Source organism: Pseudomonas sp. R11-23-07 (assembly GCF_003852295.1).
Classification (GTDB): domain Bacteria; phylum Pseudomonadota; class Gammaproteobacteria; order Pseudomonadales; family Pseudomonadaceae; genus Aquipseudomonas.
In genome coordinates this window covers 5,384,232-5,397,823 of record NZ_CP027761.1, presented here as the reverse complement: position 1 = coordinate 5,397,823, position 13,592 = coordinate 5,384,232, and the positions used below count along the sequence as shown (strand labels likewise).

The window sequence follows — 13,592 nt, the reverse complement described above, 5'->3', positions numbered from 1 at the left end:
AAATCATGACTATCAAAGCCATCAACGTGCGTAACCAGTTCAAAGGCACCATCAAGGAAATCGTGGTGGGCGACGTGTTGTCGGAAATCGATGTGCAGACGGCGTCCGGCATCGTCACCTCGGTGATCACCACTCGCTCGGTCAAGGAGCTGGAGTTGGTGATTGGCAGTGAAGTGATTGCCTTCGTGAAATCGACCGAGGTGTCGATCGCCAAACTGTGAGTGTTTGAGTTGATCGTTCCCACGCTCTGCGTGGGAATGCCGCCTGGGACGCTCCGCGTCCCGCTGCATAAAAGTGACGCAGAGCGTCACGGGATGCATTCCCACGCAGAGCGTGGGAACGATCATTAGAAGACTCAGCGCTTGGGCAAATACACCGGCAAATAAAGCCCCACATACGCATCAAACACCCGCATCCCTTCCTCCGCCATGCGCGGCGTGATCTGCCCATGCTGATACACCGAACGCGCATACACGCGGTCACTGAGCTCCAATGCCAGGGCAAACACATCCACATCGCTGGGTAGCGTCGGCACTTCGAAGTGGCGATTGAACACGTCGAGCATCAGATCCCCCAATTCCAGGTCATGCTGACGATCCGCCTGGGTGACTTCGGTCAAGCCATGCTGGGCCAGGATCAACTGGCGGGCTGCGGCATCATTGCTGTAGACGGTGAGCATGCGCTGCTCGACGATGCAGGACAGGTCGCGCCAGGTCTGGAGCGAGTCATGTTCGATGGGCGCCTGGATGGCCGCGCGGAAGGCTGCGTGCACATCCGCCGTCAATGCCTCCAATAACGCCGGCACGCCGGCGAAAAAGTGGTACACCGACGAGGGCGGGATCTGCGCCCGTTCGGCCACGCTGTAGATCGACAGGCCGGCCACGCCTTCGGCCGCCAGCAAGGCGCGGGCGGCGTCCAGGATCGCGTCGATCCGGGCCTGGCTGCGGGCGCGGGGCTTGCGAGGGGCGGCGGGGCGGGGGGGCATGGAAGTCTCCTACAGGGCAGCGGGCATTGTATGAGCAGGAAGGTGTGTTGTCTGCCCAGCCGCTATCGGGAGCAAGCCCCCTCCCACACTTGACCGAGTTCCAACTTTGGAATGCAGTCAAATGTGGGAGGGGGCTTGCTCCCGATGCTGCCAACGCGGTCCCTCAGAAGAAACCCATAAAAAACGCCGCAGGCCATAAGCTCTGCGGCGCTCTTTTTCTGCAGCCGCTGTTTAAACGGTATGCAGATACCAGTTGTACTCAAGGTCGGAGATGGAGTGTTCGAACTCTTCCAGCTCACTTTCCTTACAGGCGACGAAGATATCGATGTATTTAGGATCGATGTACTTGGCCATCACCTCGCTGTCATCCAGCTCGCGCAGGGCATCGCGCAGGTTGTTCGGCAGGCTTTGTTCGTTCTGCTCGTAGCTGTTGCCTTCCACGGGAGCGCCCGGTTCGATCTTGTTGGTCAGACCGTGGTGCACGCCTGCCAGGACCGAAGCCATCAGCAGGTAAGGGTTGGCGTCGGCGCCCGCCACGCGGTGTTCGATACGCACGGAGTCGGCAGTGCCGGTCGGTACGCGAATCGCCACGGTGCGGTTGTCCAGGCCCCAGCACGGCGAGTTCGGCACGTAGAACTGTGCGCCGAAACGACGGTAGGAGTTGACGTTGGGGCACAGGAACGCCATCTGGGCGGGCAGGGTCTCGAGCACACCGCCGATCGCGTGACGCAATGCGGCGTTCTGCTCGGGATCCTCGCTGGCAAAGATGTTCTTGCCGTCCTTGTCCAGAATGGAGATGTGTACGTGCAAACCGTTGCCTGCCTGGCCTGGGTAAGGCTTGGCCATGAAGGTGGTGTCCATCTCATGGTCGTAGGCGATGTTCTTGATCAGGCGCTTGAGCAGTACCGCGTAGTCGCATGCCTTGATCGGGTCGGCGACGTGGTGCAGGTTCACTTCGAACTGCGCCGGGGCACTTTCCTTGACGATGGCGTCGGCCGGGATGCCTTGCTCTTTGGCACCTTCCAGAATGTCCTGGAGGCAGTCGACGTATTCGTCGAGGTCGTCGATCAGGTAGACCTGTGTCGAATGCGGGCGTTTGCCGGAAATCGGCGAGCGAGGCGGTTGTGGCCGGCCGTTCACGTTCTCCTGGTCGATCAGGTAGAACTCAAGTTCGAAGGCGGCGCAGATGGTCAGGCCCATGTCGTCGAACTTGCTCACGACTTGGCGCAGCACTTCGCGCGGATCGGCGAAGAAGGGTTCGCCTTCCAGTTCGTGCATGGTCATCAGCAGTTGCGCGGTGGGGCGCTTTTGCCAGGGCTCATTGCACAGGGTGTCGGGGATTGGATAACAGATTCGGTCAGCATCACCGATGTCCAGGCCCAGGCCGGTGCTTTCCACCGTAGAGCCGTTGATATCCAGGGCAAATAAAGAGGCAGGCAGGTTAATGCCCTTCTCGTAAACCTTGTGGAGGCTGGTGCGTTCGATGCGCTTACCGCGCACCACACCATTCATATCCGCAATTAGAAGGTCTACGTACAGAACCTCAGGATGATCCTTAAGGAACGCGTTCGCTTCGTTAAGCTGAACGGCACGCGGGGGTACCGACATGATGCAACACCTTTGTTGTTAAAAATATCAATCATTGATCTTTTCTGGTTTCAGTCAACCCGAACGGCATGCCGAAGTCAAGCGAGGCCTTTTTTGCCCTGAAAAAGCGCCAGGGCGCCTTTTTTGGGGCTTTTTGGGGCGGTTTTTTGGGTTTGAGGGTCTTGGGACCTGCAGGCTTGAGCGGGCCGTGTTGTATTTTTTACGGGGGTGTTGTGTAAAAAAATGAACAAGGCTAAGCTCGATTCAAACCCATAACAGCAATAATACCGGGGTGCTTCATGTCTCGCCTGCCGCCAACTGGCGTCTTGGCCTGCTTCAGCCAGGCTGTGTGTTCCGTTTATTCCTGCAGCGTGTATCCCTGCGCACCGGCCAATATTCTTGACGCTTGGGCCGACCCTCTCTTTTTCCCTTCGTTTGTCTCGACGCTGCCCCTCGGCAGCGCCAATGCAGAGTGCTGCTCATGATTCTGCACAAGTTTGGCGTGAGGAATGCAACGCTGCAGCAAATGGCAGGTAAGCTCCTACCCTGAGTGAACAAAACGACGCGGATGCTGCGTCAACCAACGCCTGGCCTTTTAATGGATGCCAGGAAACCCAGCCCAGAGGCATTTATGAGTAACAACCTCGACCAGCTCACCGATTGGTTGAAAGACCACAAGATCACAGAAGTCGAATGCATGATTGGCGACCTCACCGGTATCACCCGGGGCAAGATCTCGCCGACCAACAAGTTCATCGCCGAAAAAGGCATGCGCCTGCCCGAGAGCGTTCTGCTGCAGACCGTGACCGGCGACTATGTCGAAGACGACATCTATTACGAATTGCTCGACCCGGCCGACATCGACATGATCTGCCGCCCCGACCAGAACGCGGTATTCCTGGTGCCCTGGGCCATCGAGCCGACCGCCCAGGTGATCCACGACACCTACGACAAGCAAGGCAACCCGATCGAGCTGTCGCCGCGCAACGTGCTCAAGAAGGTCCTCAAGCTCTACGCCGACCGCGGCTGGCAGCCCATCGTGGCGCCGGAGATGGAGTTCTACCTGACCAAGCGCTGCGAAGACCCGGACTTCCCGCTGCAACCGCCCATCGGTCGCTCCGGTCGCCCGGAGACGGGCCGCCAGTCCTTCTCTATAGAAGCCGCCAACGAATTCGACCCACTGTTCGAAGACGTCTACGACTGGTGCGAGCTGCAGGAACTGGACCTCGACACGCTGATCCACGAAGACGGCACCGCGCAGATGGAAATCAACTTCCGTCACGGCGATGCGCTGTCCCTGGCCGACCAGATCCTGGTGTTCAAGCGCACCATGCGTGAAGCGGCGCTCAAGCACAACGTGGCCGCCACCTTCATGGCCAAGCCGATGACCGGCGAGCCCGGCAGCGCGATGCACTTGCACCAGAGCATTATCGAGATCGCCACCGGCAAGAACGTCTTCTCCAATGAAGACGGGAGCATGAGCCAACTGTTCCTCAATCACATCGGCGGCCTGCAGAAATTCATCCCCGAATTGCTGCCTTTATTCGCGCCCAACGTGAACTCGTTCCGCCGCTTCCTGCCCGACACCTCGGCGCCGGTGAACGTGGAATGGGGCGAAGAAAACCGCACCGTGGGCCTGCGCGTACCGGATGCCGGCCCGCAGAACCGCCGCGTGGAAAACCGCTTGCCGGGTGCCGATGCCAACCCGTACCTGGCGATTGCCGCCAGCTTGCTGTGTGGCTACATCGGCATGGTCGAAGGCCATAACCCGAGCGCACCCGTGGTGGGTCGTGGCTACGAGCGACGCAACCTGCGCCTGCCGTTGACCATCGAAGACGCGCTGGAACGCATGGAAAACAGCAAGACCATCGAGAAATACCTGGGTCAGAAGTTCATCACCGGCTACGTCGCGGTCAAGCGGGCCGAGCATGAAAACTTCAAGCGCGTGATCAGTTCGTGGGAGCGGGAATTCCTGCTCTTTGCCGTCTGATGCGCCGGGCGCGCTGCTGGAGCAGCGCGCCCCCACCTGAAATGTCTAGGAGATCGGTATGTCCAGCAACAACCCGCAAACCCGTGAATGGCAAGCCTTGAGCAATGATCACCACCTGGCGCCGTTCAGCGACTTCAAGCAATTGAAAGAGAAAGGCCCAAGGATCATCACCAAAGCCCACGGCGTTTACCTGTGGGACAGCGAAGGCAACAAGATCCTCGACGGCATGGCCGGCCTGTGGTGCGTGGCGATCGGCTACGGTCGCGATGAACTGGCAGACGCCGCCGCCAAGCAGATGAAAGAACTGCCGTACTACAACCTGTTCTTCCAGACCGCTCACCCGCCGGTACTCGAGCTGGCCAAAGTCATTTCCGAAGTCGCACCCGCGGGCATGAACCACGTGTTCTTCACCGGTTCCGGCTCCGAAGGCAACGACACCATGTTGCGCATGGTCCGCCACTACTGGGCGATCAAAGGCCAGCCCAACAAGAAAACCATCATCAGCCGCAAGAATGGCTACCACGGCTCCACCGTGGCCGGCGCCAGCCTGGGCGGCATGACCTACATGCATGAACAGGGTGACTTGCCGATTCCGGGCATCACCCACATCGCCCAACCGTACTGGTTTGGCGAAGGCGGCGACATGAGCCCTGAAGAATTCGGGATCTGGGCCGCCAACCAGTTGGAAGAAAAGATCCTGGAGCTGGGCGTGGACACGGTCGGTGCGTTTATTGCCGAGCCGATCCAGGGCGCGGGCGGCGTGATCGTGCCGCCCGACAGCTACTGGCCGCGCATCAAGGAAATCCTCGCCAAGTACGACATCCTGTTTGTCGCCGACGAAGTGATCTGCGGTTTCGGTCGTACCGGCGAGTGGTTCGGCAGCGATTTCTACGACCTCAAGCCCCACATGATGACCATCGCCAAAGGCCTGACCTCGGGCTACGTGCCCATGGGCGGCCTGATCGTGCACGACGATGTGGTGGCCGTGCTCAACGAAGGCGGCGATTTCAACCACGGTTTCACCTACTCCGGGCACCCGGTGGCGGCGGCGGTGGCCCTGGAAAACATCCGCATCCTGCGCGATGAAAAAATCGTTAACCGTGTACACGACGAAACGGCACCGTATTTGCAGAAACGTCTGAGGGAACTGGCGGACCATCCACTGGTGGGTGAAGTGCGCGGCGTGGGCATGCTCGGTGCAATCGAGCTGGTGCAGGACAAGGCCACGCGCAAGCGTTACGAAGGGAAGGGCGCGGGCATGATCTGCCGCACGTTCTGCTTCGAGAATGGCCTGATCATGCGCGCCGTGGGCGACACCATGATCATTTCGCCGCCGCTGGTGATCAGCCAGGCCGAAATCGACGAACTGGTGACCAAGGCCCGCCAGTGCCTGGACCTGACTTTGGCGGCATTGCAGGGCTAAGTGCTAGGCTCAGTGCGCAGCGGCTTTCGGGTGCTGCGACTGTGTAGATAAATGTGGGGGCCGGTTGAAAGCGGGCCCCCGAACTTGCCAGACTGTCGTCCTGTTTTGTTGCCCTTTGGCTGGGCCCGAAACACATACAACTTGCGGCCCCAAAAAGAAAAATCGGAGCATCACCCAATGAAGGCATTAGGTTTGAAGAACGCTGGCAAGACCCTCCTCGCCTTGTCCCTGATGGGCGCAGTGGCGAGCGCGGCCCAGGCGGACAATAAAGTGCTGCACGTCTATAACTGGTCCGACTACATTGCACCGGACACCGTCGCCAACTTTGAAAAAGAGTCGGGCATCAAGGTGGTGTACGACGTGTTCGACAGCAACGAGACCCTGGAAGCCAAGTTGCTGGCGGGCAAGTCCGGCTATGACATCGTCGTACCGTCGAACAACTTCCTGGCCAAACAGATCAAGGCCGGTGTCTACCAGGAGCTGGACACGTCCAAGTTGCCCAATTACAGCAACCTGAACAAATCCCTGCTTAAAGCCGTGTCGGTCAGCGATCCGGACAACAAGCACGCCTTCCCGTACATGTGGGGCTCGATTGGTATCGGCTACAACCCGGAGAAGGTCAAGGCCGCGCTGGGCGTGGACAAGATCGAGTCGTGGGATGTGCTGATGAAGCCGGAGAACATCGCCAAGCTGAAAAGCTGCGGCGTGAGCTTCCTCGACTCGCCGACCGAAATGCTGCCGATCGCGCTGCATTACCTGGGCCTGCCGACCGACAGCCAGAAGAAGCCCGACCTCAAGCAAGCAGAAGACCTGTTCCTGAAAATCCGCCCTTCGATTGGCTACTTCCACTCGTCCAAGTACATCTCGGACCTGGCCAACGGCAACATCTGCGTGGCCGTGGGTTATTCGGGTGACATCCAGCAGGCCAAGTCCCGTGCGGCTGAAGCCGGTGGCAAAGTCAAAGTGGCCTATGACATTCCGAAAGAAGGCGCCGGCAGTTTCTTCGACATGGTCGCCATCCCGAAAGATGCTGAAAACGTCGAGGCCGCCTACGCATTCATGAACTACCTGCTCAAGCCGGAAGTCATGGCGTCGATCACCAACAGCGTGCGCTTCCCGAACGGCAACGAGAAGGCCACCGCGCTGGTCGACAAAGACATCACCAGCGACCCGGGCATCTACCCGTCGGCAGAAGTGCAGGCCAAGCTCTACGCGATTGCCGACTTGCCGGCTGCGACCCAGCGTGAAATGACGCGCAGCTGGACCAAGATCAAATCCGGTAAATAAGCCTTAAAACCTGTGGGAGGGGGCTTGCCCCCGATGGCGTTGCATCAGAAACACATGTGCAAGCTGACACCCCGCCATCGGGGGCAAGCCCCCTCCCACACATTAAATGAAAGAAAGTTTTGCCGGATCGGTTTATCGAGGGTAAGTTGCGCGCCGGTTTTGTTGCCGGGCAACAACTCTAGGGCCAACTATTTAAGAGGACCTCCACTTGCCAATTTCTTTATTTCGCAAAGCCTTGCTGGTGGGTGCAGGTATCACGCTGGCTGTCAGCGTGCAGGCCGCACCGACCGTGCATGTTTATAACTGGTCGGACTACATCGGCCCCGACACATTGGCCAACTTCGAAAAGGCCACCGGCATCAAGCCCGTCTATGACGTGTTCGATTCCAACGAAACCCTGGAAGGCAAGCTGCTCGCCGGGCGTACCGGTTACGACGTGGTGGTGCCGTCCAACCACTTCCTGGGCAAGCAGATCAAGGCCGGGGCGTTCCAGAAGCTGGATAAGTCCCTGCTGACCCATTACGCCAACCTCGACCCGGCATTGCTCAAGCGTCTTGAGAAAAATGATCCGGGCAATGCCTACGCCGTGCCGTACCTGTGGGGCACCAACGGCATCGGTTACAACGTCGACAAAGTGAAGGAGGTGCTGGGCGTCGACAAGATCGACTCCTGGGCCATGCTGTTCGAACCGGAAAACATGAAGAAGCTCGCCACCTGCGGCGTTTCGTTCATGGACTCGGCCGATGAAATGCTGCCGGCCGTGCTCAACTACATGGGCCTGGACCCGAACAGCACCAACCCGGCCGACTACAAGAAGGCCGAGGAAAAACTGCTGAAAGTACGGCCCTACGTGACCTACTTCCATTCCTCCAAATACATCTCGGACCTGGCCAACGGCAATATCTGCGTGGCAGCCGGTTTCTCCGGTGATGTGTTCCAGGCCAAGGCCCGCGCAAGCGAGGCGGGCAAAGGCGTGAACATCGCCTACGCGATTCCCAAGGAGGGCGGCAACCTGTGGTTTGACGTGCTGGCGATCCCCAAGGACGCTGCCAATGTCAAAGAGGCTCACGCCTTCATCAACTATTTGCTGCAACCTGAAGTGATCGCTCAGGTCAGTGATTACGTCGGTTATGCCAACCCTAACCCCGGGGCGGACAAACTGATGGAGCAATCGATACGCACCGACGCAGCGGTTTACCCACCGCAGGCGGTTCTCGACCGGACATTCGTCAACTTCGAGCTACCCCCGAACGTGCAGCGTTTAATGACCCGTAGCTGGACCAAGGTCAAGACGGGCAAGTAAGGCTCAAACTATTCAAGGTTCGCCTGCACCGGGCGAGCTGTACTCTTTTTTTGGGAGTTTCGTAAATGGCAGTTGCCTCCGGCGCCTATAAGAAAGCCCTCGAGGGCGACCAGACACCGAAAAAGGTGTTGGTCAAAATCGACCGGGTCACGAAGAAGTTCGACGAGACGATTGCGGTGGACGATGTGTCCCTGGAAATCAAGAAAGGCGAGATCTTCGCCTTGCTCGGCGGTTCGGGTTCGGGCAAGTCCACCTTGCTGCGCATGCTCGCGGGCTTCGAGCGCCCGACCGAAGGCCGCATCTATCTCGACGGTGTGGACATCACCGACATGCCGCCCTACGAGCGGCCGATCAACATGATGTTCCAGTCCTACGCCTTGTTCCCGCACATGACCGTGGCACAGAACATCGCTTTCGGCCTGCAACAGGACAAGATTCCCAAGGCTGAAGTCGACGCTCGCGTGGCCGAGATGCTCAAGCTGGTGCAGATGAGCCAGTACGCCAAGCGCAAGCCGCACCAGTTGTCCGGCGGCCAACGCCAGCGTGTGGCCCTGGCCCGTTCCCTGGCCAAGCGCCCGAAACTGCTGCTGCTCGATGAGCCGATGGGCGCCCTCGACAAGAAGCTGCGCTCTCAGATGCAGCTGGAGCTGGTCGAGATTATCGAGCGCGTCGGCGTGACCTGTGTGATGGTGACCCACGACCAGGAAGAGGCCATGACCATGGCCGAGCGCATCGCCATCATGCACTTGGGCTGGATCGCCCAGATCGGCAGCCCGATCGACATCTACGAAACGCCCACCAGCCGCCTGGTGTGCGAGTTCATCGGCAACGTCAATATCTTCGACACCCAAGTGGTGGACGACGCCGAAGGCCACGCCGTGCTCAAGTGCCCGGACCTGGACCGCGATATCTACGTGGGCTACGGCATCGCCACCGCAGTGGAAGACAAGTCGGTGACTTACGCCATCCGCCCGGAAAAACTGCTGGTCACAACAGAAATGCCGACCTGCGAGCACAACTGGTCCAGCGGCAAAGTCCACGACATCGCCTACCTGGGCGGCCACTCGGTGTTCTATGTGGAGCTGCCGAGCGGCAAGCTGGTGCAGTCCTTCGTCGCCAACGCCGAACGCCGTGGCCAGCGCCCAACCTGGGGCGACCAGGTCTACGTCTGGTGGGAAGACGACAGCGGCGTGGTACTTCGCTCATGAACATGAAGAAATTCAAGCGGCGCTTGGATCGCATCGTGCCCAGTGGCAAGCAGGTGGTCATCGGGATTCCCTTCCTCTGGCTGTTCCTGTTTTTCGCACTGCCGTTTTTCATTGTGCTGAAAATCAGCTTTGCCGAAGCCGATGTAGCGATTCCGCCCTACACCGAGATCTACACCTACGTTGAGCAAAAGCTGCAAGTGGTGCTGAACCTGGCCAACTACAGCTTGCTGGCGGGCGATGAGCTCTACATCGCCGCGTACCTGGGCTCGCTGAAGATGGCCTTTTTCAGCACGCTGCTGTGCCTGCTCATCGGCTACCCGATGGCCTACGCCATCGCCACCGCGCGCAAGGAAATGCAAACGGTGCTGGTGCTGTTGATCATGATGCCGACCTGGACCGCGATCCTGATCCGCGTCTATGCGTGGATGGGCATTCTCAGCAACAACGGTTTGCTCAACGGCTTCCTGATGTCCATGGGGCTGATCAACGAACCGCTGCAGATCCTCAACACCAACATCGCGGTATATATCGGCGTGGTCTATTCGTACCTGCCGTTCATGATCCTGCCGCTGTACGCCAACCTGGTCAAGCACGACCAGAGCCTGCTGGAAGCCGCATCGGACCTGGGTTCGAGCACCTTCAACAGCTTCTGGAAAATCACCGTGCCGCTGTCCAAGAACGGCATCATCGCAGGCTGCATGCTGGTGTTTATCCCGGTGGTGGGTGAGTTCGTGATTCCTGAACTGCTCGGCGGCCCGGAAACCCTGATGATCGGTAAAGTGCTGTGGCAAGAATTCTTCAACAACCGTGACTGGCCGGTGGCCTCTGCATTGGCCGTGGTGATGCTGGCGATCCTGATCGTGCCGATCATCCTGTTCAACCGCAGCCAGGCCAAAGAGCTGGAGGGCAAGATATGAAACGCTTTCGTTTCTCCAGCTTCATGCTGGTCGTGGGGTTGTTGTTCATCTACCTGCCGATGCTGATCCTGGTGATCTACTCGTTCAACGAATCCAAGCTGGTGACGGTGTGGGGCGGTTGGTCGATCAAGTGGTACGTGGGCCTGCTGGACAACACCCAGTTGATGGGCTCGGTGGCGCGTTCCCTGGAAATCGCCTGCTACACGGCGGTGGCGGCGGTGGCGCTGGGTACGCTGGCGGCGTTCGTGCTGACACGCATCAGCCAGTTCAAGGGCCGTACGCTGTTCGGCGGCCTGGTCACGGCGCCGCTGGTGATGCCGGAAGTGATCACCGGCCTGTCGCTGTTGCTGCTGTTCGTGGCCATGGCGCAGATGATCGGCTGGCCCCAGGAGCGTGGCATTGTCACCATCTGGATCGCCCACACCACCTTCTGCGCGGCATATGTGGCGGTGGTGGTGTCGGCACGTTTGCGTGAGCTGGACCTGTCGATCGAGGAAGCGGCGATGGACCTGGGGGCACGGCCGTGGAAGGTGTTCTTCCTGATCACCATCCCGATGATCGCGCCATCGCTGGCGGCGGGCGGCATGATGTCGTTCGCGCTGTCGCTGGATGACCTGGTACTGGCCAGCTTCGTCTCGGGCCCGGGTTCGACCACCTTGCCGATGGAAGTGTTCTCGGCCGTGCGCCTTGGGGTCAAACCTGAGATTAACGCGGTGGCCAGCCTGATTCTGCTGGCGGTGTCGCTGGTGACCTTCCTGGTGTGGTTCTTCAGCCGTCGGGCCGAGGAGCATCGCAAGAAAGCTATCCAGCAAGCGATTGAAGAAGCGGCGGCGGATGGCTGGAAACAGCCGGACGCGCGCCGGGCGCCCGCACCGGTCTAACTGCCGGAACCGGATCAAAATGTGGGAGGGGGCTTGCCCCCGATTGCTGAGTGTCAGTCACTGCATCTGTTGACTGACCCACCGCCATCGGGAGCAAGCCCCCTCCCACATTTGATTGCATTTCAAGTCCAGGGTGAAGTACGGATGACTTCGACGAAATTCATCGGCTTGAACCCCGGCTCCTGATCCACCAGCACGTCGGTCTTCACGTTGCCAAACGTGGTCTGCGGGCGATGACGCAAGCCATCGGCGAAGGCGCAGATGATGCATTCCTTGAATCCCTCACCACGTGGATGCGCATGCACCACGGCTTCGCGCTGCACGTTGCTGAACGCGGCGTAGTCCAGGCCCAGCACGTCCATCTCCACCCCTGCCGTCACCAGCGCTACGGTCGGGCGCAGATGCTGCGGCACGCCCGGTGTGGTGTGCAGGGCAATGGACAGCCATACCTGTTCGATATCGTCATCACTGAGCCCATAAGGCTTGAGGAAAGCGGCCGCCGCGTTGGCGCCGTCCACTTCGAAGCGTTCGTCGGCGCTGCGATGGCCTTCCACCAGGCCGAGGTCGTGGAACATTGCGCCGACATACAGCAACTCCGGGTTGTACGCCAACTGCTTGCGCTCACCGCTCAATGCGCCGAACAGGAATACCCGGCGGGAGTGGTGGTAGAGCAGGTCGGACTCGATGTCGCGGATGTATTCCGTGGTGGCCCTGGCCAGGGCGCTGTCGGGGATCTTGATACCGGCGATGGTGGTGCTCATGGGGGTTCTCCTCTGGGAAGCATCCAGTCTGGTCGTGCTTGCGTGCGAGGGCTATGGCGGCGAGGGAGCGATCCCGGCCAATGTGTCGACACATCGTGCCAAGGCAAAATCGGCTAGGGTAAGGCCTGCGACAATCAAACTGTGGGAGGGGGCTTGCTCCCGATGGCGGTGGGTCAGTCATACACTGACTGACACGGCCTCATCGGGAGCAAGCCCCCTCCCACAGGGTTCTGTGTTTTTCCAGTTGGAAAAGGTGTGAGTTCATGGGCAAAACCGTCGCCATCCTGATCTTCCCCGGCGTCCAGTCACTGGACGTGACCGGGCCTATGGACGTGTTCTGCGAGGCCAACCGCTTCCTCGCGCCTGAAGACCACTATCAGCTGGACGTGATCGGCTTTGCACACGGCAGCATGGCCTGTTCCAACGGGTTGTCATTGCAGGCCCACCGGCATTACAGCGAAGCCCTGCAGGCTTATGACCTGTTGCTGGTTGCCGGTGGCCCGCAATTGCCGTTCGAGGATTTTGGCGCGGCGTTCGATGACTGGCTGCGCGCTGCCGCCGCGCGGGCGCGACGCTTTGGTTCGATCTGCAATGGTGCCTTCATGCTGGCCCGCGCGGGTCTGCTGGACGGTAAAACCGTTACCACCCATTGGGGAGACGCCGCCGACCTGGCCCGGTTGTGCCCCTCGGCCCACGTCGAAGCCGACCGCCTGTATGTGCAGGACGGCAACCTCTACACCTCGGCCGGGGTCACGGCGGGGATCGACCTGTCGCTGTACCTGCTGGCCCAGGACCATGGCCCGGAAGTCGCATTGAGCGTGGCCAAGCGCCTGGTGGTGTTCACCCAGCGCTCGGGCGGCCAGTCACAGTTCAGCCCGTTCCTCACGCCCCATGCCGAAACCACCTCGGCGGTGGCGTTGGTGCAGTTGTACGTGCTGGCGAACCTGACCGGGGACCTGGGCATTGCCGACCTTGCCAGGGCGGCGAATATGAGTGCGCGCAATTTCTCCCGGGTGTTCGCCCGTGAAGCGCGGGTTACGCCGGCGGAATTTGTCGAGAGGGCGCGGGTGGACGCGGCGCGGGTCATGCTCGAAAGCACGCACGCGCCGCTCAAGACGGTGGCCTACCAATGCGGTTTTCGCGATGCGCAGCACATGCGCAGTGTGTTCAACCGTCGGCTGGGCGTGACGCCGCAACAGTTCAGGCTCAATTTCGCGGCGCCCGTGTAGCGATAACTAATGTGGGAGGGG

Annotated in this window: 12 protein-coding genes; 9 read left to right on the top strand and 3 right to left on the bottom strand. The window is 59.9% G+C overall.

Annotation, left to right across the window (positions count from 1 at the left end; genetic code table 11):
- Positions 1-5 precede the first annotated feature (5 nt).
- Positions 6-221: a molybdopterin-binding protein gene (locus tag C4J84_RS24835; protein WP_003176783.1), complete on the top strand. Its 216-nt coding sequence runs from the start codon at positions 6-8 to the stop codon at positions 219-221.
- Positions 222-355: 134 nt separating this feature from the next.
- On the opposite strand, the gene C4J84_RS24830 is transcribed toward C4J84_RS24835, so the two are convergent.
- Positions 356-985 carry a TetR/AcrR family transcriptional regulator gene (locus C4J84_RS24830; RefSeq protein WP_124372215.1) on the bottom strand — a complete coding sequence of 210 codons (630 nt, stop codon included), beginning with the start codon at positions 983-985 and terminating at the stop codon, positions 356-358.
- Positions 986-1,216: 231 nt separating this feature from the next.
- Positions 1,217-2,593: a glutamine synthetase family protein gene (locus C4J84_RS24825; RefSeq protein ID WP_124364871.1), complete on the bottom strand. Its 1,377-nt coding sequence runs from the start codon at positions 2,591-2,593 to the stop codon at positions 1,217-1,219.
- A gap of 610 nt (positions 2,594-3,203) precedes the next feature.
- Between C4J84_RS24825 and C4J84_RS24820 the strand changes: the two genes are divergently transcribed.
- The 7 genes from C4J84_RS24820 (at position 3,204) to C4J84_RS24790 (ending at position 11,581) form a co-directional block, all read left to right on the top strand.
- Positions 3,204-4,562 (top strand): glutamine synthetase family protein, encoded by a 1,359-nt coding sequence (locus C4J84_RS24820; protein ID WP_124372214.1) that lies wholly within the window; start codon positions 3,204-3,206, stop codon positions 4,560-4,562.
- Positions 4,563-4,620: 58 nt separating this feature from the next.
- Complete coding sequence (locus tag C4J84_RS24815) at positions 4,621-5,985, top strand: aspartate aminotransferase family protein (RefSeq protein ID WP_124372213.1); 1,365 nt, start codon at positions 4,621-4,623, stop codon at positions 5,983-5,985.
- A gap of 192 nt (positions 5,986-6,177) precedes the next feature.
- Positions 6,178-7,272 (top strand): polyamine ABC transporter substrate-binding protein, encoded by a 1,095-nt coding sequence (locus C4J84_RS24810; protein ID WP_124372485.1) that lies wholly within the window; start codon positions 6,178-6,180, stop codon positions 7,270-7,272.
- A gap of 208 nt (positions 7,273-7,480) precedes the next feature.
- Positions 7,481-8,575 (top strand): polyamine ABC transporter substrate-binding protein, encoded by a 1,095-nt coding sequence (locus tag C4J84_RS24805; protein WP_124372212.1) that lies wholly within the window; start codon positions 7,481-7,483, stop codon positions 8,573-8,575.
- 65 nt (positions 8,576-8,640) lie between these two features.
- Positions 8,641-9,783: an ABC transporter ATP-binding protein gene (locus tag C4J84_RS24800; RefSeq protein ID WP_003176776.1), complete on the top strand. Its 1,143-nt coding sequence runs from the start codon at positions 8,641-8,643 to the stop codon at positions 9,781-9,783.
- Positions 9,780-10,700 (top strand): ABC transporter permease subunit, encoded by a 921-nt coding sequence (locus tag C4J84_RS24795; RefSeq protein ID WP_057014223.1) that lies wholly within the window; start codon positions 9,780-9,782, stop codon positions 10,698-10,700. Before C4J84_RS24800 ends, C4J84_RS24795 begins: the two co-directional genes overlap by 4 nt.
- The gene (locus C4J84_RS24790) at positions 10,697-11,581 is read left to right on the top strand and encodes an ABC transporter permease subunit (RefSeq protein ID WP_124364867.1); all 885 of its coding nucleotides are present in this window, start codon (positions 10,697-10,699) and stop codon (positions 11,579-11,581) included. The genes C4J84_RS24795 and C4J84_RS24790 overlap by 4 nt, the downstream gene beginning before the upstream one ends.
- A 122-nt stretch (positions 11,582-11,703) precedes the next feature.
- Here C4J84_RS24790 and C4J84_RS24785 read toward each other — a convergent pair whose 3' ends face one another.
- Entirely contained in the window at positions 11,704-12,342 is a 639-nt protein-coding gene (locus tag C4J84_RS24785; RefSeq protein WP_124364866.1) for an HD domain-containing protein, read from the bottom strand.
- Between the two features lie 263 nt (positions 12,343-12,605).
- On the opposite strand from C4J84_RS24785, the gene C4J84_RS24780 reads away from it, so the two are divergent.
- Entirely contained in the window at positions 12,606-13,571 is a 966-nt protein-coding gene (locus C4J84_RS24780; RefSeq protein WP_124436240.1) for a GlxA family transcriptional regulator, read from the top strand.
- Positions 13,572-13,592 lie beyond the last annotated feature (21 nt).

Excerpts from the sequence above, each read along its gene's own strand:
- C4J84_RS24835 (WP_003176783.1), top strand. The coding sequence starts at position 6 with ATGACTATCAAAGCCATCAACGTGCGTAACCAGTTCAAAGGCACCATC.
- C4J84_RS24830 (WP_124372215.1), bottom strand. The coding sequence starts at position 985 with ATGCCCCCCCGCCCCGCCGCCCCTCGCAAGCCCCGCGCCCGCAGCCAG.
- C4J84_RS24825 (WP_124364871.1), bottom strand. The coding sequence starts at position 2,593 with ATGTCGGTACCCCCGCGTGCCGTTCAGCTTAACGAAGCGAACGCGTTC.
- C4J84_RS24820 (WP_124372214.1), top strand. The coding sequence starts at position 3,204 with ATGAGTAACAACCTCGACCAGCTCACCGATTGGTTGAAAGACCACAAG.
- C4J84_RS24815 (WP_124372213.1), top strand. The coding sequence starts at position 4,621 with ATGTCCAGCAACAACCCGCAAACCCGTGAATGGCAAGCCTTGAGCAAT.
- C4J84_RS24800 (WP_003176776.1), top strand. The coding sequence starts at position 8,641 with ATGGCAGTTGCCTCCGGCGCCTATAAGAAAGCCCTCGAGGGCGACCAG.
- C4J84_RS24795 (WP_057014223.1), top strand. The coding sequence starts at position 9,780 with ATGAACATGAAGAAATTCAAGCGGCGCTTGGATCGCATCGTGCCCAGT.
- C4J84_RS24790 (WP_124364867.1), top strand. The coding sequence starts at position 10,697 with ATGAAACGCTTTCGTTTCTCCAGCTTCATGCTGGTCGTGGGGTTGTTG.
- C4J84_RS24785 (WP_124364866.1), bottom strand. The coding sequence starts at position 12,342 with ATGAGCACCACCATCGCCGGTATCAAGATCCCCGACAGCGCCCTGGCC.
- C4J84_RS24780 (WP_124436240.1), top strand. The coding sequence starts at position 12,606 with ATGGGCAAAACCGTCGCCATCCTGATCTTCCCCGGCGTCCAGTCACTG.